Source organism: Massilia sp. UYP34, assembly GCF_056279385.1.
Genome location: NZ_JBWBRF010000004.1, coordinates 327,337 through 353,188 on the forward strand (window position 1 = coordinate 327,337; position 25,852 = coordinate 353,188).

The 25,852-nt window shown below is 66.4% G+C and carries 26 protein-coding genes; 12 read left to right on the forward strand and 14 right to left on the reverse strand.

From position 1 onward, the window contains the following. Nucleotides 1-74: 74 nt before the first annotated feature. Nucleotides 75-1,118, reverse strand: coding sequence for a phosphoribosylformylglycinamidine cyclo-ligase (gene purM, locus ACZ9AQ_RS10285; RefSeq protein ID WP_429203660.1), 1,044 nt, complete (start codon nucleotides 1,116-1,118; stop codon nucleotides 75-77). Between the two features lie 181 nt (nucleotides 1,119-1,299). On the opposite strand from purM, the gene hda reads away from it, so the two are divergent. From hda to thpR, 7 genes are all read left to right on the forward strand, one after another. Next, complete coding sequence (gene hda, locus ACZ9AQ_RS10290) at nucleotides 1,300-1,983, forward strand: DnaA regulatory inactivator Hda (RefSeq protein ID WP_429203661.1); 684 nt, start codon at nucleotides 1,300-1,302, stop codon at nucleotides 1,981-1,983. After that, complete coding sequence (locus ACZ9AQ_RS10295) at nucleotides 1,980-2,654, forward strand: HAD family hydrolase (RefSeq protein ID WP_429203662.1); 675 nt, start codon at nucleotides 1,980-1,982, stop codon at nucleotides 2,652-2,654. Before hda ends, ACZ9AQ_RS10295 begins: the two co-directional genes overlap by 4 nt. Further along, nucleotides 2,647-4,047: a polynucleotide adenylyltransferase PcnB gene (gene pcnB, locus ACZ9AQ_RS10300; RefSeq protein ID WP_429203663.1), complete on the forward strand. Its 1,401-nt coding sequence runs from the start codon at nucleotides 2,647-2,649 to the stop codon at nucleotides 4,045-4,047. Before ACZ9AQ_RS10295 ends, pcnB begins: the two co-directional genes overlap by 8 nt. Continuing rightward, nucleotides 4,044-4,517, forward strand: coding sequence for a 2-amino-4-hydroxy-6-hydroxymethyldihydropteridine diphosphokinase (gene folK / locus ACZ9AQ_RS10305; protein WP_429203664.1), 474 nt, complete (start codon nucleotides 4,044-4,046; stop codon nucleotides 4,515-4,517). Before pcnB ends, folK begins: the two co-directional genes overlap by 4 nt. 12 nt (nucleotides 4,518-4,529) lie before the next feature. Then, the gene (locus tag ACZ9AQ_RS10310) at nucleotides 4,530-4,877 is read left to right on the forward strand and encodes a DMT family protein (RefSeq protein ID WP_429203665.1); all 348 of its coding nucleotides are present in this window, start codon (nucleotides 4,530-4,532) and stop codon (nucleotides 4,875-4,877) included. An 87-nt stretch (nucleotides 4,878-4,964) separates the two neighbouring features. After that, entirely contained in the window at nucleotides 4,965-5,831 is an 867-nt protein-coding gene (gene panB, locus ACZ9AQ_RS10315) for a 3-methyl-2-oxobutanoate hydroxymethyltransferase (protein WP_429203666.1), read from the forward strand. A 7-nt stretch (nucleotides 5,832-5,838) separates the two neighbouring features. Continuing rightward, complete coding sequence (gene thpR, locus ACZ9AQ_RS10320; RefSeq protein ID WP_429203667.1) at nucleotides 5,839-6,372, forward strand: RNA 2',3'-cyclic phosphodiesterase; 534 nt, start codon at nucleotides 5,839-5,841, stop codon at nucleotides 6,370-6,372. A gap of 89 nt (nucleotides 6,373-6,461) precedes the next feature. On the opposite strand, the gene ACZ9AQ_RS10325 is transcribed toward thpR, so the two are convergent. After that, nucleotides 6,462-7,625: an MFS transporter gene (locus tag ACZ9AQ_RS10325; RefSeq protein WP_429203668.1), complete on the reverse strand. Its 1,164-nt coding sequence runs from the start codon at nucleotides 7,623-7,625 to the stop codon at nucleotides 6,462-6,464. Then, nucleotides 7,622-8,398, reverse strand: a complete 777-nt coding sequence (locus ACZ9AQ_RS10330; protein ID WP_429203669.1) for a DeoR/GlpR family DNA-binding transcription regulator — start codon at nucleotides 8,396-8,398, stop codon at nucleotides 7,622-7,624. The genes ACZ9AQ_RS10325 and ACZ9AQ_RS10330 overlap by 4 nt, the downstream gene beginning before the upstream one ends. 135 nt (nucleotides 8,399-8,533) lie before the next feature. Here ACZ9AQ_RS10330 and ACZ9AQ_RS10335 point away from each other — a divergent pair, with 135 nt between their 5' ends. The 3 genes from ACZ9AQ_RS10335 to ACZ9AQ_RS10345 all read left to right on the forward strand — a co-directional run bounded on the left by ACZ9AQ_RS10335 (nucleotide 8,534) and on the right by ACZ9AQ_RS10345 (nucleotide 12,041). Continuing rightward, the gene (locus ACZ9AQ_RS10335; RefSeq protein WP_429203670.1) at nucleotides 8,534-9,631 is read left to right on the forward strand and encodes a sensor histidine kinase; all 1,098 of its coding nucleotides are present in this window, start codon (nucleotides 8,534-8,536) and stop codon (nucleotides 9,629-9,631) included. 4 nt (nucleotides 9,632-9,635) lie between these two features. Continuing rightward, nucleotides 9,636-10,397 (forward strand): LytR/AlgR family response regulator transcription factor, encoded by a 762-nt coding sequence (locus ACZ9AQ_RS10340; RefSeq protein ID WP_429203671.1) that lies wholly within the window; start codon nucleotides 9,636-9,638, stop codon nucleotides 10,395-10,397. Nucleotides 10,398-10,580: 183 nt separating this feature from the next. Then, nucleotides 10,581-12,041 (forward strand): high affinity choline transporter 1, encoded by a 1,461-nt coding sequence (locus ACZ9AQ_RS10345; protein WP_429203672.1) that lies wholly within the window; start codon nucleotides 10,581-10,583, stop codon nucleotides 12,039-12,041. A 118-nt stretch (nucleotides 12,042-12,159) separates the two neighbouring features. Here ACZ9AQ_RS10345 and ACZ9AQ_RS10350 read toward each other — a convergent pair whose 3' ends face one another. The 11 genes from ACZ9AQ_RS10350 to ACZ9AQ_RS10400 form a co-directional block, all read right to left on the reverse strand. Then, nucleotides 12,160-13,530 (reverse strand): glutamine synthetase family protein, encoded by a 1,371-nt coding sequence (locus ACZ9AQ_RS10350; RefSeq protein WP_429203673.1) that lies wholly within the window; start codon nucleotides 13,528-13,530, stop codon nucleotides 12,160-12,162. Between the two features lie 113 nt (nucleotides 13,531-13,643). Further along, a complete protein-coding gene (locus ACZ9AQ_RS10355) occupies nucleotides 13,644-14,423 on the reverse strand; it encodes a gamma-glutamyl-gamma-aminobutyrate hydrolase family protein (protein WP_429203674.1) in 780 nt (259 codons plus the stop codon). Between the two features lie 341 nt (nucleotides 14,424-14,764). Further along, nucleotides 14,765-15,133: a nucleotide pyrophosphohydrolase gene (locus ACZ9AQ_RS10360; RefSeq protein WP_429203675.1), complete on the reverse strand. Its 369-nt coding sequence runs from the start codon at nucleotides 15,131-15,133 to the stop codon at nucleotides 14,765-14,767. Beyond that, complete coding sequence (gene can / locus ACZ9AQ_RS10365; protein ID WP_429203676.1) at nucleotides 15,111-15,809, reverse strand: carbonate dehydratase; 699 nt, start codon at nucleotides 15,807-15,809, stop codon at nucleotides 15,111-15,113. Before can ends, ACZ9AQ_RS10360 begins: the two co-directional genes overlap by 23 nt. Before the next feature lie 193 nt (nucleotides 15,810-16,002). Beyond that, entirely contained in the window at nucleotides 16,003-17,136 is a 1,134-nt protein-coding gene (dnaJ, locus tag ACZ9AQ_RS10370; RefSeq protein ID WP_429203677.1) for a molecular chaperone DnaJ, read from the reverse strand. Nucleotides 17,137-17,380: 244 nt separating this feature from the next. Then, the gene (dnaK, locus tag ACZ9AQ_RS10375) at nucleotides 17,381-19,351 is read right to left on the reverse strand and encodes a molecular chaperone DnaK (protein WP_429203709.1); all 1,971 of its coding nucleotides are present in this window, start codon (nucleotides 19,349-19,351) and stop codon (nucleotides 17,381-17,383) included. Nucleotides 19,352-19,455: 104 nt separating this feature from the next. Next, entirely contained in the window at nucleotides 19,456-20,025 is a 570-nt protein-coding gene (gene grpE, locus ACZ9AQ_RS10380) for a nucleotide exchange factor GrpE (RefSeq protein ID WP_429203678.1), read from the reverse strand. Nucleotides 20,026-20,253: 228 nt separating this feature from the next. Beyond that, nucleotides 20,254-21,357: a ferrochelatase gene (hemH, locus tag ACZ9AQ_RS10385; protein WP_429203679.1), complete on the reverse strand. Its 1,104-nt coding sequence runs from the start codon at nucleotides 21,355-21,357 to the stop codon at nucleotides 20,254-20,256. Nucleotides 21,358-21,517: 160 nt separating this feature from the next. After that, entirely contained in the window at nucleotides 21,518-21,946 is a 429-nt protein-coding gene (locus ACZ9AQ_RS10390; RefSeq protein ID WP_429203680.1) for an organic hydroperoxide resistance protein, read from the reverse strand. Nucleotides 21,947-22,086: 140 nt separating this feature from the next. Then, the gene (recN, locus tag ACZ9AQ_RS10395; RefSeq protein ID WP_429203681.1) at nucleotides 22,087-23,751 is read right to left on the reverse strand and encodes a DNA repair protein RecN; all 1,665 of its coding nucleotides are present in this window, start codon (nucleotides 23,749-23,751) and stop codon (nucleotides 22,087-22,089) included. A 65-nt stretch (nucleotides 23,752-23,816) separates the two neighbouring features. Beyond that, nucleotides 23,817-24,719: an NAD kinase gene (locus tag ACZ9AQ_RS10400; protein WP_429203682.1), complete on the reverse strand. Its 903-nt coding sequence runs from the start codon at nucleotides 24,717-24,719 to the stop codon at nucleotides 23,817-23,819. A 362-nt stretch (nucleotides 24,720-25,081) separates the two neighbouring features. Here ACZ9AQ_RS10400 and ACZ9AQ_RS10405 point away from each other — a divergent pair, with 362 nt between their 5' ends. Together ACZ9AQ_RS10405 and ACZ9AQ_RS10410 are read left to right on the forward strand one after the other, a co-directional pair. Next, complete coding sequence (locus ACZ9AQ_RS10405; protein WP_429203683.1) at nucleotides 25,082-25,402, forward strand: hypothetical protein; 321 nt, start codon at nucleotides 25,082-25,084, stop codon at nucleotides 25,400-25,402. A 3-nt stretch (nucleotides 25,403-25,405) separates the two neighbouring features. Next, entirely contained in the window at nucleotides 25,406-25,837 is a 432-nt protein-coding gene (locus tag ACZ9AQ_RS10410; protein WP_109346092.1) for an OsmC family protein, read from the forward strand. Nucleotides 25,838-25,852: the final 15 nt, after the last annotated feature.

Consider the following 25,852-nt stretch of genomic DNA (forward strand, 5'->3'; position numbering starts at 1 on the left):
TGCCGGCTCATTCTGCCTGCTTCATTCAGCCTGATTCATTCTGCCGGCTTCATCCAACCTGATCCTGGATGCTGTTACAGGACGACGGTCTGCGCCTGGCCTTCTTCGCGGGTGCGGATCTCGCCGATGCGGTACACGGTCTCGCCGGCCGCTTCCAGCTGGGCAAAAGCGGCGTCCGCGTTCTCTTTCGAGACGATCACGGTCATGCCGATGCCGCAGTTGAACACGCGGTGCATCTCGGCATCAAGCACGCCGCCGTGCTGCTGCAGCCACTGGAACAGCGGCGGCATGGTCCACGACTTGGCGTCCAGCACCGCGGTGAGGTTGTCCTGCAGCACGCGCGGGATGTTCTCGACCAGGCCGCCGCCGGTGATGTGCACCAGGCCCTTCACTTCCATCGAGGCCATCAGGGCCAGCAGCGGCTTGACGTAGAGGCGGGTCGGCGCCATCAGCACGTCGGCCAGCTTGCGGCCATGGAAGTCCGCCTCGAGGTCGGGCTTGGCCACCTGAATGATCTTGCGCACCAGCGAGTAGCCGTTCGAGTGGATGCCCGACGAGGCCAGGCCCAGCACCACGTCGCCCGGGACGATTTTGCTGCCGTCGATGATCTGCGATTTTTCGACCGCGCCGACGGCGAAGCCGGCCAGGTCGTATTCGCCGTCCGGGTACATGCCCGGCATTTCGGCGGTTTCGCCGCCCAGCAGGGCGCAGCCCGATTCTTCGCAGCCCTGGGCGATGCCCTTGACCACGGCGGTGGCGGTCGCCACGTCCAGCTTGCCGCAAGCAAAGTAATCGAGGAAGAACAGCGGCTCGGCGCCCTGCACCAGGATGTCGTTGACGCTCATGGCGACCAGGTCGATGCCGACGGTGTCGTGGCGGTTCAGCTCGAACGCCAGCTTGAGCTTGGTGCCCACGCCGTCGGTGCCCGAGACCAGGACCGGTTCCTTGAACTTCTTGCTGATCTCAAACAGACCGCCGAAGCCGCCGATCCCGCCCAGCACGCCTTCGCGCATGGTGCGCTTGGCGAAAGGCTTGATCGCTTCGACCAGGGCGTCGCCGGCATCGATATCGACACCCGCGTCGCGGTAAGAGAGAGAAACATTAGATGGTTGGCTCATGGTATTTGGCAGCGGAGGCGGTAAAATAGGAGGCGACCGGCAAAAAACTGGTCAATCCACTATTTTAGCAAAACGGCTCTCCCCATAACCGTTTGACGAACTAATTTGATTAACAGCGCAGCGGACATCACCTTACTGGCATGCCATTTTCCCTTACCGCGGGCATGAACCGACGAACGCCATGAAACAGCTGGTGCTCGATTTAGGCGCCGAGCCGGCGCACAGCCTCGACACCTTCCAGGTGGGGGAAAATGCCGAACTGGCGCACCTGATGCACCTGTTCGCCGAGCGCGTCTCGCGCGAGCATTTCGCCTATCTGTGGGGCGACACCGGCGCCGGCAAGACCCACCTGCTGCAGGCGCTGGCGGCCAGTCCCGCTTCGCGCTACATCGCGGCCGACGCGGCTGCCGGGCAGTTCGTGCACGCGCCCGACGTCACCCTGTACCTGCTGGACGATTGCGACCGCCTCAGCCCGCGCCGCCAGATCGATGCCTTCGCCCTGTTCAACCAGATCCGCGAGCACGGCGCCTACATGGTCTGCACCGGTCCGGTGCCGCCGGCCGTGCTGCAGGTGCGCGAAGACCTGCGCACCCGCATGGGCTGGGGCCTGGTGTACCAGATCCACGGCCTGTCGGACGACCAGAAGATCGCAGCGCTGACGCATGCCGCCGAGGCGCGCGGTTTGACCTTGTCGGCCAGCGTGTTACCCTATTTGTTGTCTCATTTCAAACGCGACATGCGTTCCCTGTCGACAATGCTGGACGCGCTGGACCAGTATTCGCTCGAAACCCAGCGCCCGGTCACGCTGCCCCTGCTGCGCGACCTGCTGTTGCAAGAGAACCTGCCGCTTGAACCCAAAGAATGAAAAACCTTGCCCTGTTTGACCTCGACCATACCCTGTTGCCGCTCGATTCGGACCACGAATGGGGCGAATTTCTGGCGCGGGTCGGCGCGGTCGACGGCGATGCCTACCGCGCCCGCAACGACGCCTTCTTCGCCCAGTACAACGCCGGCGTGCTCGATCCGGTCGAATACCTCGAGTTCGCGCTCGGCACCCTGGCGGGCTTTCCGCGCCTGGAGCTCGAGGCTTTGCATGCGCGCTACATGCGCGAAGTGATCGCGCCGGCGATCAAGCCGCAAGCCGTCAAGCTGGTGCGCGAGCACCAGGCCGCCGGCGACCTGGTGGCGATCATCACCGCCACCAACCACTACATCACGGCGCCGATCGCGGCCGCCTTCGGGGTCGAGCACCATATCGCGGCCATGCCCGAGCGCGACGCCGCCGGCAATCTCACCGGCCGCCTGGCCGGCACCCCGACCTCGGGCCCCGGCAAGATCACGCACATGCACGCCTGGCTCGAACGCCTGGGGCAGCCGTTCGGCAGCTTCGGCCGCAGCCATTTCTACAGCGATTCGCACAACGACATTCCGCTGCTGTCCATCGTCTCCCATCCGGTCGCGACCAATCCGAGCGCCGCGCTCGCGAGCCACGCGCAGCAACAGGGCTGGCCAACCATCCATCTATTCAATGATTAAAAAATTCATCCGTAAAATCCTGGGTGTGAAAGACCAGCGCGACGCAACCGAACCGACCATCCTCGGCCCGGCCGAACACGGCATCGACCCCAAGAACGTCTCATCCAACGCGATCCGCGTCACCCAAGCGCTGCAGGAGGCCGGCTTCAAGGCCTTCGTCGTCGGCGGCGCCGTGCGCGACCTGCTGCTGGGCGTGAAGCCCAAGGACTTCGACATCGCCACCGACGCCACGCCCGAGCAGGTGAAAAAGCTGTTCCGGCGCGCCTTCATCATCGGCCGCCGCTTCCAGATCGTGCACGTGATGTTCGGCCAGGACCTGCTGGAGGTGACCACCTTCCGCGGCAACGGCAGCGACAACGCGCCGAAGGACGAACACGGCCGCGTCCTGCGCGACAACAGCTTCGGTCCACAACATGAAGACGCGGCGCGACGCGACTTCACGATCAATGCGATGTACTACGATCCGGCCACCCAATCGGTGCTCGATTACCACGGCGGCATCGAGGACATCCGCGCCAAGACCTTGCGCATCATCGGCATGCCCGAGGCGCGCTACCGCGAAGACCCGGTGCGCATGCTGCGCGTGGTGCGCTTTGCGGCCAAGCTGGGCTTCACGATCGAGCCGACCACGCGCGCGCCGATCCCCGTCATGGCCCCGCTGATCGACAACGTGCCGGCGGCGCGCGTGTTCGACGAAATGCTCAAGCTCCTGCTGTCGGGCCACGCGCTGGCCTGCCTCAAGGAGCTGCGCTCGGCCGGCCTGCACCATGGCCTGCTGCCGCTGCTGGACGTGGTGCTCGAGCAGCCGATCGGCATGAAGTTCGTGACCCTGGCGCTGGACTCCACCGATGCGCGCGTCAAGGCCGGCAAGGGCGTCTCGCCGGGCTTCCTGTTCGCGTCGCTGCTGTGGCACCAGGTGCTGGAAAAATGGACCGCCTACCGCGCCGCCGGCGAGGCGCCGATTCCCGCGCTGCACCTGGCGGCCGACGCCGTGCTGGAAACGCAAACCGAGAACCTGGCCCTGCAGCGCCGCATCGCCACCGACATGCGCGACATCTGGGCCATGCAGCCGCGCTTCGAGCGCCGCGCCGGCCGCGCGCCGTACAAGCTGCTGGAACACCCGCGCTTTCGCGCCGGCTACGACTTTTTGCTGCTGCGCTGCCAGTCGGGCGAACTGCCGGCCGAAGTGGGCGAATGGTGGACCGAGTTCTATGCGGCCGAAGGCGGCGACCGCGAGCGCCTGGTGGCGGCGGCCAGCACGCGCGAGCGCGACGGCGGCGCCAATGGCGGCGCGGCCAAGAAACGCCGCCCGCGCCGCGGCCCGCGCAAGAATAGTGGCGAAGGCGAAGGCGGCGCGCCAGCGGCGCCGGCCCGGGCCGGATCCGAAGAATGAAGGCCTGGGTCGGGGTCGGCGCCAACCTGGGCGACGCGCAGGCGAACGTGCTGGACGCGCTGGCGCGCCTCGCGCGCCTGGGTGGCAGCACCCTGCTGCACACCTCGAGCCTGTACCGCACCGCCCCGGTCGATTCCAGCGGCGACGACTACGTCAATGCCGTGGCCTGCCTCGACACCACGCTGGCCCCGCACGACCTGCTGGCCGCGCTGCAGGACATCGAGCAGGCCCATGGCCGTGAGCGGCCCTACCGCAACGCGCCGCGCACGCTCGACCTCGACCTGCTGCTGTACGGCGACGAGGTGATCGCCAGCCCCAGCTTGAGCGTGCCGCATCCGCGCATGCATGAACGCGCCTTCGTGCTGCAGCCGCTGCTCGAGATCGCCCCCGACATCGACATTCCCGGCCACGGCCCGGCGCGCAATTTCGCGGCGCTGGTGGCCGGCCAGACCATCGCGAAGATCGCGTAGGAAGCCCATGCCATGAACCTGCCCGTCTGGGCCCAGACCACGGGCCTCCTGATCCTGTCGAACGTCTTCATGACCTTCGCCTGGTACGGCCACCTGAAAGGCCTGCAGCACCGCGCCTGGTACGTGGCGGCGCTGATCAGCTGGGGCATCGCGCTGTTCGAATACCTGCTGCAGGTGCCGGCCAACCGCATCGGCCACACCCAGTTCTCGCTGGCGCAGCTGAAAATCATGCAAGAGGCGATCACCTTGAGCGTGTTCGTGCCGTTCGCGATGTTCTACATGAACGAACCGTTCAAGCTGGACTACATCTGGGCAGGCCTGTGCCTGGTCGGCGCCGTGTATTTCATCTTCCGCTCCTGAGGGCTTGATCGCCCCCGCGCCTGCAGGTTCGCGGGCGCCGCATTACACTACGCGAATCTGGACGTTCCAGTTTTACAAAGGATTTGTATGAGCTCATATTTGCAGGGTAACGATATGGCCGCGACCGGCGCCGCTACGGTGCCGACGCCGGTGCCCGCGGTGGCGAAGGCCGTGACCGTTCCCGCGCTGCTCGCCAAGCGCGCAGCCGGCGACAGGATCGCGATGCTGACTTGCTACGACGCCAGCTTCGCCTCGCTGATGGACCGCTGCGGCGTCGAGATCCTCCTGATCGGCGATTCGCTGGGCATGGTCTGCGCCGGCCACGACTCGACCCTGCCGGTGACGGTGGCCGACATGGTCTATCACACCGCCTCGGTCGCGCGCGGCAACAAGAATGCGCTGGTACTGGCCGACATGCCCTTCGGCAGCTACGGCAACCCGCAGCAGGCCTACGACAGCGCGGTGCAGCTGATGCGCGCCGGCGCCCACATGGTCAAGATCGAGGGCGGCGCCTGGCTGGCCGACACCGTGCGCCTGCTGGTCGAGCGCGGCATTCCGGTGTGCGCGCACATCGGCCTGACCCCGCAGTTCGTGCACCAGCTGGGTGGCTTCAAGGTGCAGGGCAAGACCGGCGAAGGCGCCGAGCGCCTCAAGAACGATGCGCTGGCGCTGCAAGCGGCCGGCGCCGCCGTGGTGCTGCTCGAGGCGGTGCCGGCGGCCCTGGGCCGCGAAGTCACCGATCTGCTGACGGTGCCGACCATCGGCATCGGCGCCGGCCCCGATTGCTCGGGCCAGGTGCTGGTGATGCACGACCTGCTGGGCGTGTTCCCGGGCCGCAAGGCGCGTTTCGTGAAGAACTTCATGGACGGCCAGACCAGCATCGACGCGGCCGTCATGGCCTATGTCGCGGCCGTGAAGGACGGCAGCTTCCCGGCGCCGGAGCACTGCTTCTAAGAGAAGCATGGGCCAGCAAACGACGTCGCGCCTGTTCCTGGCCTTGTTGCCGCCGGACGCGCTGCGCGCGCAGCTGCGCGCGCGGCGCGATGCCTGGCAATGGCCACGCGGCGCGACGCCGGTCCCTGCCGACAAGCTGCACCTCACCCTGCACTTCCTGGGCGGCGTCGCGTCCGAACGCGTGCCCGAGCTCCTCGATGGATTGGCGGTCCCGTTCGACCCGTTCCGGATCGATCTCGGCACGCCGGCGCTGTGGCCGCACGGGATCGCGGTGCTCGAGCCGCTGGCCGTACCGCCCGCACTGCCGGCGCTGCACGCGCGGCTGGCCGACGCGCTGGTCGGCCTCGGCCTGCAGCCCGAGACGCGCAGCTACCGGCCGCACGTCACCATGGCGCGCCGCGCCGGCGGCGTCGCCATGCCTGGGCAGGGCCCCCCGATCGCGTGGCAGGCCGACCGCTACGCGCTGGTCGAATCGCAGGGCGGCGTCTACGCCGTCCTGCGCGAGTACGTAGGGTCGGCGGCTTTGCCGCCGACGCGGTGATCGTTAACGGCTCCGCTTTCGCGCCGGATGATCTCGCTGCCAACCATCACCGCGTCGGCGGCGTAGCCAGCTGCGCGCCCCGGCCAACCCTACCGTTTCAACACCCCCGCGCTCAGCGCGATCACGATCCCCGACAGCGACAGCGCGCCGAGCGCCACCATCACGCTCGAGTGCACCGCCACCCAGCCCAGCACCGGCGGCGCCAGCAGCAGGCCGCCATAGCCCAGCGTGGCTACCGCCGCCACGCCCGCGCCGGGATGCATGCCGGGGATGCGCGCGGCGGCGCCGAACAGCAGCGGCACCACGTTCGCCGCGCCCAGCCCGACCAGGGCGAAGCCGCAGCTCGACAGCACAAAATCAGTGCTCAGCACCGCCAGCGCCAGGCCGGCGAACATGACCAGGCCGCCGATCACCATCACCCGCAGCGCGCCGACGCGCAGGATGATGCGGTCGCCCGCGAAGCGGCAGGCCGCCATCGCGATCGAGAACGCCGAGTAGCCCAGCGCCGCCGACGCCGGCGAGGCGCCGGTGCGCTCTTCCAACAGCAGCGCGCTCCAGTCGACCAGCGCGCCTTCGACCGCGAAGCACAGCAGCGCCAGCAGCCCTAAGCCGAGGGCGGCGCCGCGCGGCAGCATTAAGAGCCTATCCCGGCAGGTGGGAGGCGCTCCTGGCGCGGCAAAACCCAGCACGCGCGGCGCGCTCAGGGCCAGCACCAGCGCGGTCGCCAGCGCCACCATCAGCGCGCCTTCGCCATGCCCCAGGCCCTGGCCGACCAGCACGCCGCCCAGGCTCGCGCCGAACAGGCCTCCCAGGCTGAAGAAGCCGTGGAACGACGACATGGTGGGCCGGCCGCGCGCGGTCTCGACCTCGCTGGCGTTGGCGTTCATCGCCACGTCCAGCGCGCCGTTGGACACGCCGAACAGGAAGGCCGCCACGAACAGCAGCGGCAGGTTCGGCACGCTCATCACCACCGCCGTCATCAGCGCGAAGGCAAAGCCCGACAGCAGCACCATGCGGCGCGTGCCCCAGCGCCCGGTCAGGCCGCCCATCAGCGGCATCGCCATCAGGGCGCCGCCGGCGATCGTCAGCAGCACCAGGCTGAGCATGCCGGTATCGATGCCCATGCGCGCCTGCACGGTCGGCACGTGGGCGGCCCACAGGCCGATACCGGCGCCGTTGAGCAGGAAGACGGTCGAGATGGCCCAGCGGCCGGCTTCGACGCTGCGTGGTGCGAGGGCGGGAACCTGGGTCATGCCGGGGCCTTGCCGGTGAGTTTGATGTCGAGTGCGGGATGGCGTTCGCGCAGCGCGGCGATGGCGGCAGGCGGCGCGTCGGCCTCCAGAACGAGGTGATCGATCCCGTCCAGCGCGCCGAACAGGAACGGCGCGCCGTCGTCGAAGCGTTCGTTGAGGACGGCGACCGCGCGCCGCGCGCTCGCGGCCAGCATCGCCTCCTTGAGCGCCGCCTCCTCGGGGTTCGCGGCGGCCAGGCCGCGCGCGGGATCGAGCGCGCACACGCCCACCAGGGCCAGGTCGGGCCGCAGGCGCCGCACTTCGGCCAGGGTGGCGGCGCCGTAGACCGCGCCCTCGTTCGGATGATAGGTCCCGCCCAGCAGCACGATGCGGGTGCGCTGCAAGCCCCCCAGCGCCAGCGCGATCTGCGGGCTGTTGGTGACGATGGCGGCGCAGCAGCCATCTTCGAGCAGGCGCGCCAGCGCCAGGTGGGTCGAGCCGGCGTCGATGAGGACCGTGTCGCCGGGGCGGATGCATGCGCGCAGCCCCTGCGCCAGCTGCGTCTTGCGCGGCAGGTCGCTGGCGGCGCGCTGCGCGAAACTCGCCCCCGCGCGCAGGCGCAGCGCGCCGCCGTGCACGCGCCGCAGCAGGCCGGCCGCATCGAGGTCGCGCAGGTCGCGCCGGATCGTGTCTTCGGACGTCGACAGGCGCAGCGCCAGTTCGGCCGCCGAGACCCGTCCCTCGCGCTCGACCGCCTCGGCGATCAGTTGGCGTCGTTCTTCCGGCAATTGCATGGTTTGGCTCCCGTTGATGCGCCACTGTATCCAAACAAGCAGACCCATGCAATAACGCGCAAAAGCATGCATGCCTGCGCGTCGTCGCATCCAGGCCGCGACTGGCGCCGTATTTCCTGCAATTGAGCGCATGACATGCGCAAGCGCCGCAATCTCGACGATACTTTGCAGATGAACCCGACCAGGCCAGCTTCCCTCTCTCCCATGTGGCGCATCTATATCGGCGCCTGGCTCGCCTACGTCGTCCTGGTGGGCCTGGTGGTGCAGGCCGACGCGCTGGCGGCCGGGCAGTTCGACCCGTCGCTGATCGCCCATGCCTTCGTCACCACCGGTTCCGGCGGCGTGCTGCTGGCGCTGGTGTGGCCGCTCACCGGCTGGATGGAGCGGCGTGCGCTGGCGACCGGCACGCGCCTGGCCATCCACCTGACGGCGGCCATCGCCTTCGCCATCTGCGCGCACCTGATCATCCTGTCGCTGCAGAAGGGAGACGACGGGCGACCGCTGTCGTGGCACGCCTGGCCGCTGATGTACAGCCTGATGGGCTATGCCATGATAGCCGGCATCTTCCGGACCGTGCGCGCCAACGCCGCCGCCCAGCGCCAGGCGCTGGCGGCCCAGCAGGCCCGCACGCTGCTGGTGGCCGCCGAGCTGGGCGCCCTGCGCAGCAAGCTCAACCCCCACTTCCTGTTCAATACCCTGCACTCGATCATCGCCCTCACCCAGCGCAATCCGGCCGCCGCCGAGACGGCGCTGTTTCAATTCTCGGACATGCTGCGCTACGTGCTGGACACCGAGCGCGCTGGCGCCGACCGCGTGACGCTCGACGCCGAGCTGCAGTTCGTGCGCGACTACCTGGAGCTGGAGCAGCTGCGCCTCGGGCCGCGCCTGCAGGTGCAATGGGATCTCGACCCCGACCTGGGTGACGTCGTGCTGCCGGCCCTGACCCTGCAACCGCTCATCGAGAACAGCATCAAGCATGCGTTCAATCCGTACACCCGGCCCGGCCTGCTGCGCATCGAGAGCCGGCGCGACCCGCAGGCCGGCATGCTGCGCCTGACCGTGAGCGACGATGGCCCGGGCGCGGCGCAGGAGACGATCGCCGCGTCGCCTGGCCTCGGCATCCGCACCATCGGCCGCCGTCTCGAACTCGATTACGCGGGACGCGCGGCGCTGGCGATCGACTCCCGTCCCGGCGCCGGCTTTGCCGCCTGCGTCACCCTGCCCATCGCTTGAGACCATGACCCATACCGCAAAGACCGCAAAGACCGTCTTCTTCGCCGAAGACGAACCGCTCGCGCGCGACGTGCTGCGCGACGCCATCTATGCCCATCCCGGCCTGCGCCTGATCGGCGAAGCCGCCGACGGCGCCAGCGCGCTCGAACGCATCGGGCGGCTGCGGCCCGACGTCGTGTTCATGGACATCCAGATGCCCGAGATGACCGGCCTCGAGGTGCTGCGCCGGCTCGACTACCTGCCGCAAATCGTGTTTACCACGGCCTACGACCAGTATGCGGTGACCGCCTTCGAGCTGCACGCGGTCGACTACCTGCTCAAGCCGTTTACCCGGGCGCGCTTCGCGGCCAGCGTGGCGCGCCTGCTGGACGGCCCCGATCGGCAACCGGATCGCGCCGACGTCGAGGATGCGCTGGCGCGCGCGGCGAGCGGCCCGGCGCGGCTGGAGCGCATCCTGGTGCGCGACCGCGGCCGCATCTTCCCGCTCGCGCTGGGCGAGATCGAATACATGAAGGCCGATTCGAAGTACACGGTGATCGTGGCCCGCGGCCAGCACTTCCTGGTGCGCCTCGGGCTCTCGGAACTGGAAACCCAGCTCGACCCGCAGCGCTTCATCCGCGTGCACCGCTCGGCGCTGGTGAACCTCGATTTCGTCGAATCGATGCGCGCCGACGAGCAGTCGCAGCTGCAGATCTGCATGCGCGACGGCGCCTGCATCGGCGCCAACCGCGAAGCGTCGAAGCTGCTGCGCGAGATGGCGATATGAGGACGATGCAAGGGCGATGCGAGGGCGATGTGAAGGCGATGTGAGGGCGATCCGATTATATTTACATCCAAACAACATTGAGCGGCAAATCGGCGCAAAGTTGAACTTACCGCCAGGTTCTGCCTTTATAATCGCGGATTTTCCGCCCGATAATAATTCCTGGCCTTCGGAGCATTCACCAGCATGAACATCACCCTGATCTCTTTCGTCGTGCTCTACCTGTTGGGTACGCTTGCCCTGGGCATGTGGGCGGGCACGCGGATCAAGAACACCAGCGACTTCGCCGTCGCCGGCCGCAGCCTGCCGCTGGTCATGGTGATCACCACCACCTTCGCCACCTGGTTCGGCGCCGAGACCGTGATGGGCATCCCCGCCAAGTTCGTGCAGGGCGGCCTGAATGCGGTGGTCGAGGATCCGTTCGGGGCCGGCATGTGCCTGATCCTGGTCGGCGTGTTCTTCGCCGCCCGGCTCTACAAGCTGAACCTGCTGACGATCGGCGACTACTACCGCCAGCGCTACGGCAAGGGCATCGAGGTGTTCTGCTCGGTGGCCATCATCCTGAGCTACCTGGGCTGGGTCGCGGCCCAGATCACGGCGCTGGGCCTGGTGTTCTCGGTGCTGACCGCCGGCGCCATGTCGCCGGCCGTGGGCATGATCGTCGGCACCCTGACGGTGCTGGTCTACGTGGTCGTGGGCGGCTTCCTGGCCGTGGCCGTGACCGACTTCATCCAGATGATCGTGCTGGTGGTGGGCATGAGTGTGATCGCCTGGTTCGCCGCCGACCTGGCCGGCGGCGCCGGCAACGTGCTGGCGATGGCCCAGCAGGCCGACCTGTGGCGCTTCCTGCCCGAGCCCAGCTTCAAGGACGTGATGTTCTTCATCGCCGCCGCGGTCACGATGATGTTCGGCTCGATTCCGCAGCAGGACGTGTTCCAGCGCGTGATGTCGGCCAAGGACGCGCCGACCGCGCGCACCGGCGCCATCGTCGGCGGCGCCAGCTACATCGTGTTCGCCTTCGTGCCGATGTTCATCGTGGCCGCCGCCGTGGTCGTGATGGGCAGCACCGCGCTCGACCTGGCCCAGAACGACTACCAGCGCCTGCTGCCGACCTTCGTGATGACGCAGATGCCGCTGTTCATGCAGATCCTGTTCTTCGGCGCCCTGCTGTCGGCGATCAAGAGCACCTCGTCGGCCACCCTGCTGGCGCCATCGACCAGCTTCGTGGAGAACATCCTCAAGAACCTGCGTCCGGGCATGAGCGACCGCGAACAGCTGGTCGCGATGCGCATCTCGATCGTGGTGTTCGCGGCCCTGGTGCTGCTGTACGCGATCGCGATGGAAGGCACCTCGATCTACGAGCTGGTCTCGGGCGCCTACCAGGTGCCGCTGGTCGGCGCTTTCATTCCGCTGGTGATGGGCCTGTACTGGAAACGCGCGACCACCCAGGGCGCCATGTTCTCGATCGGCGCCGGCCTGTTTACCTGGATCCTGTTCTTCGAGCAGATCACGTCGCTGGGCGAGCATTTCCCGGGCCAGCTGGCGGGGCTGATCGCGGCCTTCATCGGCATGGTGGCGGGATCGCTGGCGCCGCAGGTGTTCAAGAACCGTGGCGAGGCGCAGCAGGTGCTTGGGGCGCGGGCGTAAGCCTCGGGGCCATGTTCACGCCGGTTGAACGCGTCGGCGGGATCCGCCGACCCGACGTAGGGTTGGCGGGTTCCCCGCCAACGTTCAATCAGCTTCTGAATGCCCGTACTGCAATGCCTCACACATGCAGCAGCAGATGCTCGCGCTCCCACGGGCTGATCACCTGCATGAACTCGCGGTGCTCCAGCTCCTTCACCGCCGTATAGACGTCGATGAAGCGTTCCCCCAGCACGTCGCGCAGGCGGTCCTCGCGCCGCAGCAGGGTGATCGCTTCGGACAGGCCCTGCGGCAGCTCCACCGGCATATCGTAGGCATTGCCCTCGACCATCGGTGACGGTTCGATCGCTTCGGTCATGCCCAGGTAGCCGCAGGCCAGCGTGATCGCCAGCGCCAGGTAGGGATTGGCGTCGGCGCCGATCACGCGGTTCTCGACCCGGCGATCCTGCGAGCCCGACACCGGCACCCGGAAGCCCACCGTGCGGTTGTCGATGCCCCACTGCAAGTTGATCGGTGCCGCCGTCTGGCGCACGATGCGGCGGTAGGAATTCACATAAGGCGCGACGATCGCCATCGCCGACGGCATGTAGCGCTGCAGGCCGCCGATGTACTGGTGGAACAGCGTCGACGGCGCGCCGTCGTCGTTGCTGAAGATGTTCTTGCCGGTATCGAGGTTGAGCACGCTCTGGTGCACGTGCATCGCCGAACCGGGCTCGCCCGCCATCGGCTTGGCCATGAAGGTGGCATACATATCGTGCTTGAGCGCGGCCTCGCGCAGGGTGCGCTTGAAATAGAAGACCTTGTCGGCCAGGCCCAGCGGCTCGCCATGCTGGAAGTTGATCTCCATCTGGCCGGCGCCGATCTCGTGGATCAGGGTGTCGACGTCGAGGTTCATCATCTCGCAGTAATCGTAGATGTCCTCGAACAGCGGATCGAATTCGTTGACGGCGTCGATGCTGTACACCTGGCGGCTGGTCTCGGCGCGGCCGCTGCGGCCGATCGGGGCCGCCAGCGGCAGGTCGGGATCGATGTTCTTGGCCGTCAGGTAGAACTCGAGCTCTGGCGCCACCACCGGCTTCCAGCCGCGCTGCTCATAGAGCTTGAGCACGCGCCGCAGCACGCTGCGCGGGGCGAAATCGACCAGCCGGCCATCGGCGTAATAGCAGTCGTGGATCACTTGCGCGGTGGGATCAACCGCCCACGGCACCATGGTGATGGTGGTCGGGTCGGCGCGCAGGATCATGTCGCGGTCGATGCTGGAGATGGCGCGCTCGTAGGCGTCGTCGCGCTCGGGCGTGTTGCCCGTGACGGTCATGCCCAGCACCACTTCCGGCAGGCGCATGCCACGGTCGTCGGTGAATTTTACGCGCGGCAAGATCTTGCCGCGCGCCACCCCGGTCAGGTCGGGAACCAGGCATTCGATCTCGGTGACCCGCTTTGCATCGAGCCACTCTTCCATATCGGTATAGCTGAACTTGTCGCGAATTGCCATGTATTTGCCTCACTGTCGTTGAACGAAGGCGCCGCCGCGGCGGTGCCGGGCGCGCTGGATGCAGAAGGCGGGAGAGTCGGGAGGCCGCGGCGCCGAGTCCCTGCCGGGGGCACTCATTCGGCGCTCCGGCGCCGGTCGTGATTCTTGCAGCGCCGTGCGTGGTACTCGCGGCAGGCCTGGCCGAAGGCGCCGAACATCTTCATCGAGTACGGATTGTGCTGGATGCGCCACTCGGGGTGCCACTGCACGGCCAGGGTGAAGCCCGGCGCGTTCGACACGGTAAATGCTTCCACCAGTCCGTCTTCCGCCAGGGCTTCGACCGTCAGGCCGGGCGCCAGTTCGTTTACGCCCTGCCCGTGCAGCGAATTGACGGGAATCTCGGGCACGCCCAGGATGCCTTCCAGCAGGCCGCCGGGAGACAGGCTGACGTTGTGGGCGTCGCCATACTGTTCGTCCATGCCCAGCTCGGGATTCTCGCGGTGGTCGAACTTGCCGGCGACGGTCTGCACCGCCTGGTGCAGGCTGCCGCCCAGCGCCACGTTCATCTCCTGGAAGCCGCGGCAGATCGCGATGATCGGCACGCCGCGCCGCACCGCCTCGCGGATCAGCGGCAAGGTGGTCTGGTCGCGCGCCGGGTCCTGGGGCAGCGAGGGATCCAGCACTTCTTCAGAGTAATAGCTGGGATGCACATTCGAGGCCGAACCGGTCAGCATGATGCCGTCGATGGTGCCGAACAGGGTGTCGAGGTCCAGCGACGCGCCGAGCGACGGCAGGATCAGGGGCGCGCAATCGGCGCCGAGGGTGACGGCATCGACGTACTTGTGCTGGGCCGCGTGGTACGGGTGCTCGCCGAAATCACGCGTGCATGCGGGAACGATGACGATGGGGCGCATGGCTTCTACCTTGTGTTGAACGCACAAGATCAAAACAACCAGATCCTGCGCGAGGGCCTTTAATCCAGATCAGACGCAGCGCACGCGGGGGCACTTGTCATGCCGATCTGTGAATAACAATCCGATTCCATGTCAAAATCTTAACGGCAATCGGCGAGCCCTGCCCACACGTTACGGGCCGTCACGAAATGTTTTCAGGTCAATGTGAACGGCGAAGAAGTTCCTGAACCGGCCCCCAAGGATTGCTCTGCCTGCCATGGCCGGCGCCGCCGGTATGGCGCGAAGGACCCGCCGCGGGCGCCGCCGCGGCGGTTGCGCTTGCGCGCCCTCCGGCCCGGTGATTATTTCTGGTACTCGTCGTACTTGCGCATGTCGCCACGCACCAGCTCGGCGGGGTACTTGGCGCGGTTGAGCACCATCTTGTCTTCCACCGCCCGCAACAGGTCGACGTCCAGTTTGTCGGCCAGCCGCACCAGGTAGACCAGCACGTCGGCCATCTCGTGGCGCACCTCTTGCAGCTTGCCGGCGCCGAGTTCCTCGGCGCGGCCCGACTGCAGCCACTGGAAATGCTCCAGCAGCTCGGCCGCCTCGACGCTCAGCGCCGAGGCGAGGTTCTTGGGCGTGTGGAACTGGTCCCAGTCACGCTCGTCCACGAAGGCGCGAACGATGGCGCGCAGGCGCGCGAGATCACTGTCCGCGGCGTTCGACACGCACTTCTCCGCCATCCACGTAGCCGTTCAGCACGCGCGCGAGCTTCGGCGCGATCTCTTCGAAGCTGCTGACGGTGAGGCCCAGGTCGCGCAGCAGGCCGTCGTGCACGCCGTACACCCAGCTGTGGATGGTCAGCGGCTGGCCGCGTTCCCAGGCGTCGCGCACGATGGTGGTGTGGGCCGTGTTCATGACCTGCTCGGCCACGTTCAGTTCGACCAGGCGGTTGGTGGCGGCGCGGCCGACCACGTTGCCCAGGTATTTGCCATGCTTGTCGCGCACGTCGCGCACGTGGCCGAGCCAGTTGTCGGCCAGGCCGACGCGGCCATCGGTGAGCGCCGCGTGCACGCCCGAGCAGCCATAGTGGCCGCAGATGATGATGTGCTTGACCTTGAGCACGTCGATCGCGAACTGCAGCACCGAGAGGCAGTTCAGGTCGGAGTGCACGACCACGTTGGCGATGTTCCGGTGCACGAACAGTTCGCCCGGCGCCATGCCCAGCAACTCGTTGGCCGGCACGCGGCTGTCCGAGCAGCCGATCCACAGGTATTCTGGCGCCTGCTGGTCCTGCAGCGCCTTGAAGAAGTTCGGGTCTTCGGCCACCATCGAGGCGGCCCAGGTACGGTTCCGTTCAAACAGCTCTGCCGCGGTCAGTCCCTTGGTCTTGTACTTGTCCATCGTGATTCCTTATATTGTCGTGTTGCCGTCGGCGGGAGATTTCCCGTATGACGTTGCCTGGCCCATCTCGTGCGGGCGTTTGGCGGTGCTCATCAAAATGATGTGAAGTGTACCAGCGTTGCATGGCGGCTGGCGACGTCCGGACCGGGCAAAAAAAACCGCCGAGGGCGTGGGCCGGTCGGCGGTCGGGCGCTTATTCGAAGAAGTCCTTGACCTTGTCCATCCAGCCCTTGCTCTGCGGGCTGTGCTTGGCGCCGCCTTCGACCGTCAGGCGGTCGAACTCGCGCAGCAGTTCCTTTTGCTTGTCGGTCAGCTTGACCGGGGTTTCGACCACCACATGGCAGAACAGGTCGCCGGTATAGCCCGAGCGCACGTTCTTGATGCCCTTGCCCTTCAGGCGGAAGGTCTTGCCGGTCTGGGTGCCTTCGGGCACCGTGAACGAGACCTTGCCGCTGAGCGTCGGCACCTCGATCTCGCCGCCCAGAGCTGCCTTACTGAACGAGATCGGCATCTCGCAGTGCAGGTCGTCGCCTTCGCGCTGGAACACCGCGTGCTGCTTGATGTGGATCTCCACATACAGGTCGCCCGGCGGCCCGCCGTTGGTGCCCGGCTCGCCGTTGCCCGACGAGCGGATGCGCATGCCGTTGTCGATGCCGGCCGGGATCTTCACTTCCAGCGTCTTGTTGCGCTTGATGCGTCCGGCGCCGCCGCAGGCCGCGCACGGCTCGGGGATGATCTTGCCGCTGCCATGGCATTTCGGGCAGGTCTGCTGGATGCTGAAGAAGCCCTGCTGCATGCGCACCTGGCCGTGGCCGGCGCAGGTGGTGCAGGTCACGGGCTGGGTGCCCGGCTTGGCGCCGCTGCCGTGGCAGGTGTCGCACTTGTCCCAGCTCGGCACGCGGATGGTGGTGTCGAAGCCGTGGGCCGCCTGTTCCAGCGTGATCTCGAGGTTGTAGCGCAGGTCGGCGCCGCGGTACACCTGCGGGCCGCCACCGCGGCCGCCACGGCCGCCGCCGCCGAAAATGTCCCCGAAGATGTCGCCGAAGGCGTCGCCGAAGCCGCCGCCCCCGCCAAAGCCGCCCCCGCCCATGCCGCTGTTCGGGTCGACGCCGGCGTGACCATAGCGGTCGTACGCTTCGCGCTTCTCCGGATTGGTCAGCATCTCGTAGGCCTCTTTGACCTCCTTGAACTTCTCTTCCGCTTCCTTGTTGTCCGGGTTGCGGTCGGGGTGGTACTTCATCGCAAGCTTGCGATACGACTTCTTGATCTCGTCTTCCGACGCACCCTTTGCGACCCCGAGGATCTCGTAAAAATCACGCTTCGCCATGCTCGGCACCTAAAGTTGTCTGCAAACTGATGGAATCGCGAATAAGCTGCCACGCGTTGCAGCGTCGGCCTGCGATGCGCGCCGTACTCAAGTACGGCTGCACTTCTCAAGCGGAAACTGCCGTCGCTTGCGACGGTTCTTCACTATCCCGGATTCTTGAAACCAAAAAAACCGAGCCGATGACCAGTGATGGTTTCGGCTCGGCCAGTGCGCGGGAAGCTGTTCGTCCCCGCGCCAAAGACGCTTACTTGGCGTCCTTCACTTCCTTGAAGTCGGCGTCGACCACGTCGTCGTCCTGCTTGGCCGACTGTTCGCCACCGGCCGCACCGCCGCCGGCCGCGCCTGCCGCACCCGCGCCGCCTGCCTGCTGCGCCTGCATGTCGGCGTACATCTTCTCGCCCAGCGATTGCGCTGCGCTCGACAGGGCCGCGGTCTTGGCATCGATGTCGGCCTTGTCGCCACTCTTGATCGCGGCTTCCAGCTCGGCGATCGCCGCTTCGATCTTCTCTTTCTCGGCCGCATCCAGCTTGTCGCCGTATTCGGTCAGCGACTTGCGGGTCGAGTGGACCAGCGCGTCACCCTGGTTGCGGGCTTCGGCCAGTTCCTTGACCTTCTTGTCTTCTTCCGCGTTCAGCTCGGCATCCTTCACCATCTTCTGGATTTCTTCTTCCGACAGGCCCGAGTTGGCCTTGATGGTGATCTTGTTTTCCTTGCCGGTGGCCTTGTCCTTCGCGCCGACGTGCAGGATGCCGTTGGCGTCGATGTCGAAGGTCACTTCGATCTGCGGGGTGCCGCGCGCTGCCGGCGGGATGCCTTCCAGGTTGAACTCGCCCAGGCTCTTGTTGCCGGCGGCGATCTCACGCTCGCCCTGGTACACCTTGATGGTCACGGCCGGCTGGTTGTCGTCGGCGGTCGAGAACACCTGCGAGAACTTGGTCGGAATCGTGGTGTTCTTGTGGATCATCTTGGTCATCACGCCGCCCAGGGTCTCGATGCCCAGCGACAGCGGGGTCACGTCCAGCAGCAGCAGGTCCTTGCGCTCGCCCGACAGGACCGAGCCCTGGATCGCGGCGCCGACGGCGACGGCTTCGTCCGGGTTCACGTCCTTGCGTGGATCCTTGCCGAAGAATTCCTTCACCTTCTCTTGCACCTTCGGCATGCGGGTCATGCCGCCGACCAGGATGATGTCGTCGATGTCCGACACCTTCACGCCCGCATCCTTGATGGCGACGCGGCATGGCTCCATGGTCTTGTTGATCAGTTCCTCGACCAGCGATTCCAGCTTGGCGCGGGTGATCTTCAGGTTCAGGTGGACCGGCGCGCCGTTGGCCATGGCGATGTACGGCTCGTTGATCTCGGTCTGCTGCGACGACGACAGTTCGATCTTGGCGCGCTCGGCCGAACCCTTGATGCGCTGCAGGGCGATCGGGTCCTTCGACAGGTCCAGGCCATTGATCTTCTTGAATTCGTCGATGATGTAGTCGATGATGCGCTGGTCGAAGTCTTCGCCGCCCAGGAAGGTGTCGCCGTTGGTCGACAGCACTTCGAACTGCTTCTCGCCGTCCACGTCCGCGATCTCGATGATCGAGACGTCGAAGGTGCCGCCGCCCAGGTCATACACGGCGATCTTGCGGTCGCCCTTGTCGGTCTTGTCCAGGCCGAATGCCAGCGCGGCCGCGGTCGGCTCGTTGATGATGCGCTTGACGTCCAGGCCCGCGATGCGGCCGGCGTCCTTGGTCGCCTGGCGCTGCGAGTCGTTGAAGTAGGCAGGAACGGTGATGACGGCTTCGGTGACTTCTTCGCCCAGGTAGTCCTCGGCGGTCTTCTTCATCTTGCGCAGGACTTCGGCCGAGATCTGCGGCGGCGCCAGCTTCTTGTCGCGCACGGCGACCCAGGCGTCGCCATTGTCGGCCTTGATGATCTGGTAAGGCATCAGCGCGATGTCCTTCTGCACTTCTTTTTCGTCGAATTTACGGCCGATCAGGCGCTTGACGGCGTACAGCGTGTTCTTCGGGTTGGTGACGGCCTGGCGCTTGGCCGGCGCGCCGACGAGGATCTCTCCATCCTCCTGGTAGGCGATGATCGACGGCGTGGTACGCGCGCCTTCGGCGTTCTCGATCACCTTCGGGGTACCGTTTTCCATGATGGCGACGCAGGAATTGGTGGTGCCCAGGTCGATACCGATGATTTTGCCCATGATGTGTTCCTTTGGTATTTGTGAATTTCTGATGGATTCAATATTGGGAAGGGGCAGCGTGCTTTCAAGTGGCTCTATTGACAGCTTCAGTTAGAACACACACAGATGCAGGCTGCGGCCGCTTATTTCGGCGCTGCGGCGGTCACGATGGCCGGACGCAACAGGCGGTCGGCAATCATGTAGCCCTTCTGGAGCACGGCAACCACGGTATTGGCTTCCTGTTCCGACGGCACGACGGCCACGGCCTGGTGCTTGTTCGGGTCCAGCTTGTCGCCCGGCTGCGGCATGACTTCGACCAGGCGGTTCTTCTCGAATGCGGAGGTCAGCTGCTTGAGGGTCATTTCGACGCCTTCCTTGATCGACTCGACCGTCGGGGCTTCGACCTTGATGGCCATTTCCAGGCTGTCGCGCACCGGCACCATGGCCTCGGCGAAGCTTTCGATGGCAAATTTGTGCGCCTTGCTCACGTCTTCCTGGGCGCGGCGGCGGATATTGTCGGCTTCGGCCTTGGCGCGCATGTAGGCGTCGTGCATGTCGGCCAGTTTTGCTTCGGTGGCGCTCAGTTGCTCTTCGAGGCCCGGTTCTGCGCCCGGCGCAGCCGGCGCTTGCGTGCTTGCACCTGCAGCGGCGTCAGCGGCTGGCGCCTCGCCACTCTGCTGGTCGAGCACCTCTTTGTTCTCTTGGTCTTGCATCGGAAAAACTCCTAGAATCAAGGACTTGGCTGATAAAAATCGTATCCTGATCGATACACAGCGCCTCAGATGGGGCGATCTCCTACAATTTCAAGGGGAATTGCAGAACTGCTAAGCGAAAAGCGGCAGATACCGCCCCCAGCGTCTATAACCCGCCATTTTAGCAGGTTGTCAACAAGCAAGGGCCGATCTTGAACAGGCGGGAATGCCGGCGCGGGGCCGGCGGGTTCAAGCGCCCAGGCGCGCCGCGTTGTGCGCGCCGCGCTCGGCGTCGAGGCGGCGCGCCTCGCGCTGGACCGGGGTCTGGATCGTGGGCCAGCCGATCAGGTGCTGCTCGGCGATCTCGGCCATGCCGCGGATCCAGGACGGCGAGGCGTTCAGGCAGGGGATGTAGTGGAATTCCTTGCCGCCATTGGCTTCGAAATCGTGGCGCACTTCCATCGAGATCTCTTCCAGCGTCTCGAGGCAGTCGCTGGTGAAGCCGGGGCAGATCACGTCGATACGCTCGACGCCGTCGCGCGCCAGCTGCTGCACGGTCGGCGCGGTATACGGCTGCAGCCACTCGGCCTTGCCGAAGCGCGACTGGAAGGTGACCAGGTAGTCGTCGGGCCCCAGGCCGAGGGCCTGCGCCAGCAGGCGCCCGGTTTTCTGGCACTCGCAGAAATACGGGTCGCCCAGCTCCAGGGTGCGCTTGGGCGTGCCATGGAAGCTCATCACCAGCTTCTGGCCGCGGCCATGGCTGTCCCAGTGGGCCTGCACGCTGTCGCGCAGCGCGTTGATATAGCCTTCGTGGTCGTGGTAGTGCTTCACCAGGCGCAGCTCGGGCACGTTGCGCACCTGGGCGTAATGCTTGAACACCGCATCCCAGATCGAGGCGGTGGTGGTGCCGGAATACTGCGGATAGGCGGGCAGCACGACGATGCGGTCGCAACCGTCGGCCTTCAACTGCTCGAGCACGTCGGGCAGGGACGGCGTGCCGTAGCGCATGGCCATCGCCACCTTGACGCCTTCGTGGCCGCGTTCGGCCAGCATGGCCTGCAGGTCTGCCGCCTGCTGGGCGGTATGGCTGCGCAAGGGCGAGCCTTCGCGGGTCCAGATGGTGCGGTACTTGGCGGCCGACTGGCCGGAGCGGAACGGCAGGATGAACAGGTTCAGGATGAACCACCAGATGCTGCTGGGGATCTCGACCACGCGCGGATCGGACAGGAACTGCTTCAGGTAGCGGCGCACGCTGGAGCGGGTGGGCTCGTCCGGCGTGCCGAGGTTGACCAGCACGATCGCGCTGTGCGACACGGCGCCGTGGATATGAGGCGGTTCTTTACGAAATGGCATAGATGAGGATGGATGACGGGAACTACTTATTATAGGTGCAGCCCGCCAGTCGGGCGGGTGGCCCCCTCTTTTTTGCCGGAGCGGCGCCACCGCCTTCCGTGGCGCACTGGCCACGGAGCGCTGCTTATCCTGCGGGGATCGCGTCTCTACGCCGCGGGGATCAGGTGTTCACGTGCAGGCGCACGTCGATGTTGCCGCGAGTGGCGTTCGAGTACGGGCACACGATATGGGCCTTGTCCACCAGCTCTTGCAGCTGGGCCTGGTCCATGCCCGGCGCCTTGATGGTGAGGTCGACTTCGATGCCGAAGCCGGTCGGGATCTGGCCGATGCCGACGTCACCGGTGACGGTCAGGTCTTGCGGCAGCGCGACCTTGGCCTGGCCGGCCACGAATTTGAGGGCGCCCAGGAAGCAGGCCGAGTAGCCGGCCGCGAACAGCTGCTCCGGATTCGTGCCCGAACCGCCACCGCCGCCGAGTTCCTTCGGCGTGCTGAGTTTCAGGTCGAGGACGCCATCGGAACTTTTCGAGGCGCCTTCACGGCCGCCTTGCGAGGTGGCTTGGGCGCGGTACAGGACTTTTTCGATGCTCATGCGGTTTCCTTCCATGGTTGAGGTTGGCGAACGATGCTGCGGCGTAAGACCGCAGGTCGACCGTCACTCTGCCACAGAATGAAGAAAGTGGCATCACATCGACATGAAGAGTTGCCCGGCGCAGTGGTTCATGCAGTGGTTCAGGAAGCGAGCAACTCCCGCGCATGCTTGCGCGTGGTCTCGGTGATCTCGATCCCGCCCAGCATGCGCGCCACCTCTTCCACCCGCGCGCGGCTGTCGAGCACGTCGATGCGCGACACGGTGCGGCCCTCGCCCGTGGTGCCCTTGGCCACCTGGAAATGCTGGTTGGCCTGGCTTGCCACCTGCGGCAAATGGGTCACGCACAGCACTTGCCGCTGCTGGCCCAGGCGCCGCAACAGGCGCCCCACCACCTCGGCCACGCCGCCGCCGATACCGGTGTCGACCTCGTCGAAGATCAGGGTCGGCACCGTGGTCGCGTTCGAGGTGATCACCGAGATCGCCAGCGAAATGCGCGCCAGTTCGCCGCCCGAGGCCACCTTGGCCAGCGGACGCGGCGCCACGCCGGCGTGGCCGGCGACCAGGAATTCCACCTGTTCGAGGCCATGCGCGCCCGGCTCGCCGCTGTTCAGGCCAATGGCGAAGCTGCCGCCGCTCATGCTGAGCTCCTGCATCGCGGCCGTCACCTGGGCGCCGAGTTCGGCCGCCGCTTTCACGCGGCGGCTCGACAAGCGGCCGGCCACGTCCATGTAGGCGTCGCGGGCCTTGTCTTCCTGCCGGCGCAGGCCCTCGATGTCGGTGGCGTCGGCCAGCTGGCGCAGCCTGGTGGCCAGCTGCACATGCTCCTCAGGCAATTCTTCGGGCGTCACCCGGTATTTGCGCGCGGCGCTGTGCAGGGCCTCCATGCGGGCATCGACGTCGCGCAGGCGGCCAGGGTCGAGTTCGACCTTGTCGATGTAGTTGTTCAGCTCGGACACGGCCTCCTGCAGCTGGATGCGGGCCGGCTCCATGCAGTCGAGCACCGCCTGCAGCTGGGCATCGACGTCGACCAGCTTGCCGAGCTTGGCATTGAGCGAGGACAGCTGCGACAGGATCGGATGCTCCGATTCCGAGATCGCGGCCAAGGCTTCCTGGGCGCCTTCGAGCAGGCTGGCGGCATGCGACAGGCGGCTGTGTTCGTTGCTGATCTCGCCCCATTCGCCGGCCTTCGGCGCCAGCTTGTCGAGCTCGCTGACCTGCCACTCGAGGCGCTCGCGTTCGATCAGCACGTTCCTGGCATCGGTCTCGTACTCCTCGCGCTGGCGCACCAGCGCGCGCCAGGCGCGCCAGGCTTGCGCCACGGCTTGCGCCTCGATGCGCGCCTGCGGATCGCGCACCGCGATCTGGTTGTCGAGCAGCGCGCGCTGGGCGTCCGGCTTGAGCAGCGACTGGTGGGCGTGCTGGCCGTGGATATCGACCAGCAGCTCGCCCAGTTCGCGCAACTGGGCTGCGGTGGCGGCCACGCCATTGATATAGCCCTTGGAGCGGCCGGCGTTGTCGATCACGCGGCGCAGTAGCGCCCCGCCCTCGTCGACGCTGAACTCATGCTGCGCCAGCCAGGCGCTGGCTGGCGCGGTCGGCGTGAAATCGGCCGTGATGTCGGCCCTGGCCGCGCCTTCGCGCACCATGCTGGCGTCGCCGCGGCCGCCCAGCGCCAGTTGCAGCGCATCGATCAGGATCGACTTGCCGGCGCCGGTCTCGCCGGTGAACACCGAAAAGCCGTTCGAGAACTCCAGTTCGATGGCGTCGACGATGACGAAGTCGCGGATGGTCAGTGTGCGCAGCATGAAAAATCGGGTCTCCGGTGATTGGCGATTCTGTGGCGAACAAGTCGGGCGGGCATACCGGCTTCTTACTTGAGCTTGCCGTCGTTGGTGGGGTATTCGTTCCAGTGCAGCTTCTGGCGCAGCGTGTGGTAATAGCTCCAGTCGAGCGGATGCAGGAAGGTGATCGTGTGCGGCGAGCGCGAAATGACGATGCGGTCGCCCAGTTGCAGGCTGGTGAAGGTCTGCATGTCGAAGTTCACGCTGATGTCGCGTCCGCTGACCAGCTCGACCACGATCTCGCTGTCGTCGGGCACCACGATCGGCCGGTTCGACAGCGCGTGCGGCGCGATCGGCACCAGCACCGTGCCTTTCATTCTCGGGTGCAGCAGCGGGCCGCCGGCCGACAGCGCGTAGGCCGTGGAGCCGGTGGGCGTGGAGACGATCAGGCCATCCGAACGCTGGTTGTACATGAATTGACCGTCGACGGTCAGTTTGAGTTCGACCATGCCGGCGCCGGTGCCGCGCGCCACGACCACGTCGTTGACGGCCACGCTGCAGAAGATCTGCTCGCCGCCGCGCATCACGCGCGCTTCGAGCAGGGTACGTTCTTCGGCGCGCGCGCGGCCCTGCAGGATCTCGCTGAGCGCCGGCAGCATGTCGTCGAGCGGGATGTCGGTGATGAAGCCGAGCCGGCCCAGGTTGATGCCGATCAGGGCGATGTCGTACGCGGCCAGCTGGCGCGCGATGCCCAGCATGGTGCCGTCGCCGCCGACCACGATGCCGATCTTGGCCTGCGCGCCGATCTCGGCCACGGTCATCGAATCGAGTTGATCGAGCTCCAGGTGCGCCGCGGTATCGGCCTCGAACACCACGCGGTAGCCGGCCTCTTGCAGGAAATCGCGAATGCGGCCGACCGGTTCCTCGACGCCTGCCGTGTTGTGCCTCACCACGAGCGCGATGATCTGTTGCGGTTGGGGCGAAGCGGACATGACGGTCTCTGCGGTATAGGGTTGAACGACACGGTGGAGATTAACCGATAATCCCTGCCGCTGCCATACGGCGCTCGGCGATTACTGTATGAATGAACAGTATAGCTGGCGCCGCCCCTGCCCTGCAAGTTCAGCCCATCAGTACCGCGCCCATCGCGCTCAGGACGGCCAAGGTCGGGATGCGATGCGCGCGGGGTCGGTCGGTGCGCAAGGCGCGCCGGCGGTCGATACGTTCACCTTCCCCCGCTGCACCGGGTCATTGCAAAGAAAAGCATCATTAAATTACAGGGTTCAATTGCGCGACTCATTCGCCAACGGGGCGTTAGGATGGCAATGATGACGAAAATGCAAAGGAGAGCACCATGGTGACCGAAGCCAAGGACCGGTTCGTCAATACCAGGGAACCGATGAGCAACGATGGCGTCAAACGCCAGCCGCATGAACGCGACGAGACGCCGGACGCGCAAGACCAGGCGCCGCGCGGCGTCATGAAGCAGGCGGCCAAGGACCTCGAACAGGGCCTGGTCGATACCGATGCGCGCAACACGCCCGGCATTTCGGAGGCGGTCGATCCCGCCCCCGGCGCCAGCGGCCAGGCGACACCGCAGCCCGACCGTCATCGCGACATGCGCGACCATGACGCCGAGCCCGCACCCGACACCAACGACAATGAAAGGAAATAACCCATGACGATCAAACGCGATGGCAGTGCAGTCTGGAGTGGCGGCATCAAGGATGGCAAGGGCCAGGTGTCGACCGGCAGCGGCGCGCTCAAGGACCAGCCCTACGGCTTCAACACCCGCTTCGAAGACGCGCCGGGCACCAATCCCGAAGAGCTGATCGGCGCGGCGCATGCTGGCTGCTTCACGATGGCGCTGTCGGGCCAGCTGGGCCAGGCCGGCCTGACCGCCGACGAGCTGCGCACCAAGGCGACGGTGTCGATGGAAAAGGTCGAGGGCGGCTTCTCGATCACGGCCGTGCACCTCGACCTGGTGGCGAAGATCCCGGGCGCGAGCCAGGAAGCCTTCGACAAGGCGGCCACCACCGCCAAGGAAAACTGCCCGGTCTCGAAGCTGCTCAACGCCAAGATCACGCTCGACGCCAAGCTCGAGAACTGATCCGGCGCGCCGCGG

Coding starts and splice junctions, on each gene's coding strand:
- purM (WP_429203660.1), bottom strand. CDS start 1,118: ATGAGCCAACCATCTAATGTTTCTCTCTCTTACCGCGACGCGGGTGTC.
- hda (WP_429203661.1), top strand. CDS start 1,300: ATGAAACAGCTGGTGCTCGATTTAGGCGCCGAGCCGGCGCACAGCCTC.
- ACZ9AQ_RS10295 (WP_429203662.1), top strand. CDS start 1,980: ATGAAAAACCTTGCCCTGTTTGACCTCGACCATACCCTGTTGCCGCTC.
- pcnB (WP_429203663.1), top strand. CDS start 2,647: ATGATTAAAAAATTCATCCGTAAAATCCTGGGTGTGAAAGACCAGCGC.
- folK (WP_429203664.1), top strand. CDS start 4,044: ATGAAGGCCTGGGTCGGGGTCGGCGCCAACCTGGGCGACGCGCAGGCG.
- ACZ9AQ_RS10310 (WP_429203665.1), top strand. CDS start 4,530: ATGAACCTGCCCGTCTGGGCCCAGACCACGGGCCTCCTGATCCTGTCG.
- panB (WP_429203666.1), top strand. CDS start 4,965: ATGAGCTCATATTTGCAGGGTAACGATATGGCCGCGACCGGCGCCGCT.
- thpR (WP_429203667.1), top strand. CDS start 5,839: ATGGGCCAGCAAACGACGTCGCGCCTGTTCCTGGCCTTGTTGCCGCCG.
- ACZ9AQ_RS10325 (WP_429203668.1), bottom strand. CDS start 7,625: ATGACCCAGGTTCCCGCCCTCGCACCACGCAGCGTCGAAGCCGGCCGC.
- ACZ9AQ_RS10330 (WP_429203669.1), bottom strand. CDS start 8,398: ATGCAATTGCCGGAAGAACGACGCCAACTGATCGCCGAGGCGGTCGAG.
- ACZ9AQ_RS10335 (WP_429203670.1), top strand. CDS start 8,534: ATGCGCAAGCGCCGCAATCTCGACGATACTTTGCAGATGAACCCGACC.
- ACZ9AQ_RS10340 (WP_429203671.1), top strand. CDS start 9,636: ATGACCCATACCGCAAAGACCGCAAAGACCGTCTTCTTCGCCGAAGAC.
- ACZ9AQ_RS10345 (WP_429203672.1), top strand. CDS start 10,581: ATGAACATCACCCTGATCTCTTTCGTCGTGCTCTACCTGTTGGGTACG.
- ACZ9AQ_RS10350 (WP_429203673.1), bottom strand. CDS start 13,530: ATGGCAATTCGCGACAAGTTCAGCTATACCGATATGGAAGAGTGGCTC.
- ACZ9AQ_RS10355 (WP_429203674.1), bottom strand. CDS start 14,423: ATGCGCCCCATCGTCATCGTTCCCGCATGCACGCGTGATTTCGGCGAG.
- can (WP_429203676.1), bottom strand. CDS start 15,809: ATGGACAAGTACAAGACCAAGGGACTGACCGCGGCAGAGCTGTTTGAA.
- dnaJ (WP_429203677.1), bottom strand. CDS start 17,136: ATGGCGAAGCGTGATTTTTACGAGATCCTCGGGGTCGCAAAGGGTGCG.
- grpE (WP_429203678.1), bottom strand. CDS start 20,025: ATGCAAGACCAAGAGAACAAAGAGGTGCTCGACCAGCAGAGTGGCGAG.
- hemH (WP_429203679.1), bottom strand. CDS start 21,357: ATGCCATTTCGTAAAGAACCGCCTCATATCCACGGCGCCGTGTCGCAC.
- ACZ9AQ_RS10390 (WP_429203680.1), bottom strand. CDS start 21,946: ATGAGCATCGAAAAAGTCCTGTACCGCGCCCAAGCCACCTCGCAAGGC.
- recN (WP_429203681.1), bottom strand. CDS start 23,751: ATGCTGCGCACACTGACCATCCGCGACTTCGTCATCGTCGACGCCATC.
- ACZ9AQ_RS10400 (WP_429203682.1), bottom strand. CDS start 24,719: ATGTCCGCTTCGCCCCAACCGCAACAGATCATCGCGCTCGTGGTGAGG.
- ACZ9AQ_RS10405 (WP_429203683.1), top strand. CDS start 25,082: ATGGTGACCGAAGCCAAGGACCGGTTCGTCAATACCAGGGAACCGATG.
- ACZ9AQ_RS10410 (WP_109346092.1), top strand. CDS start 25,406: ATGACGATCAAACGCGATGGCAGTGCAGTCTGGAGTGGCGGCATCAAG.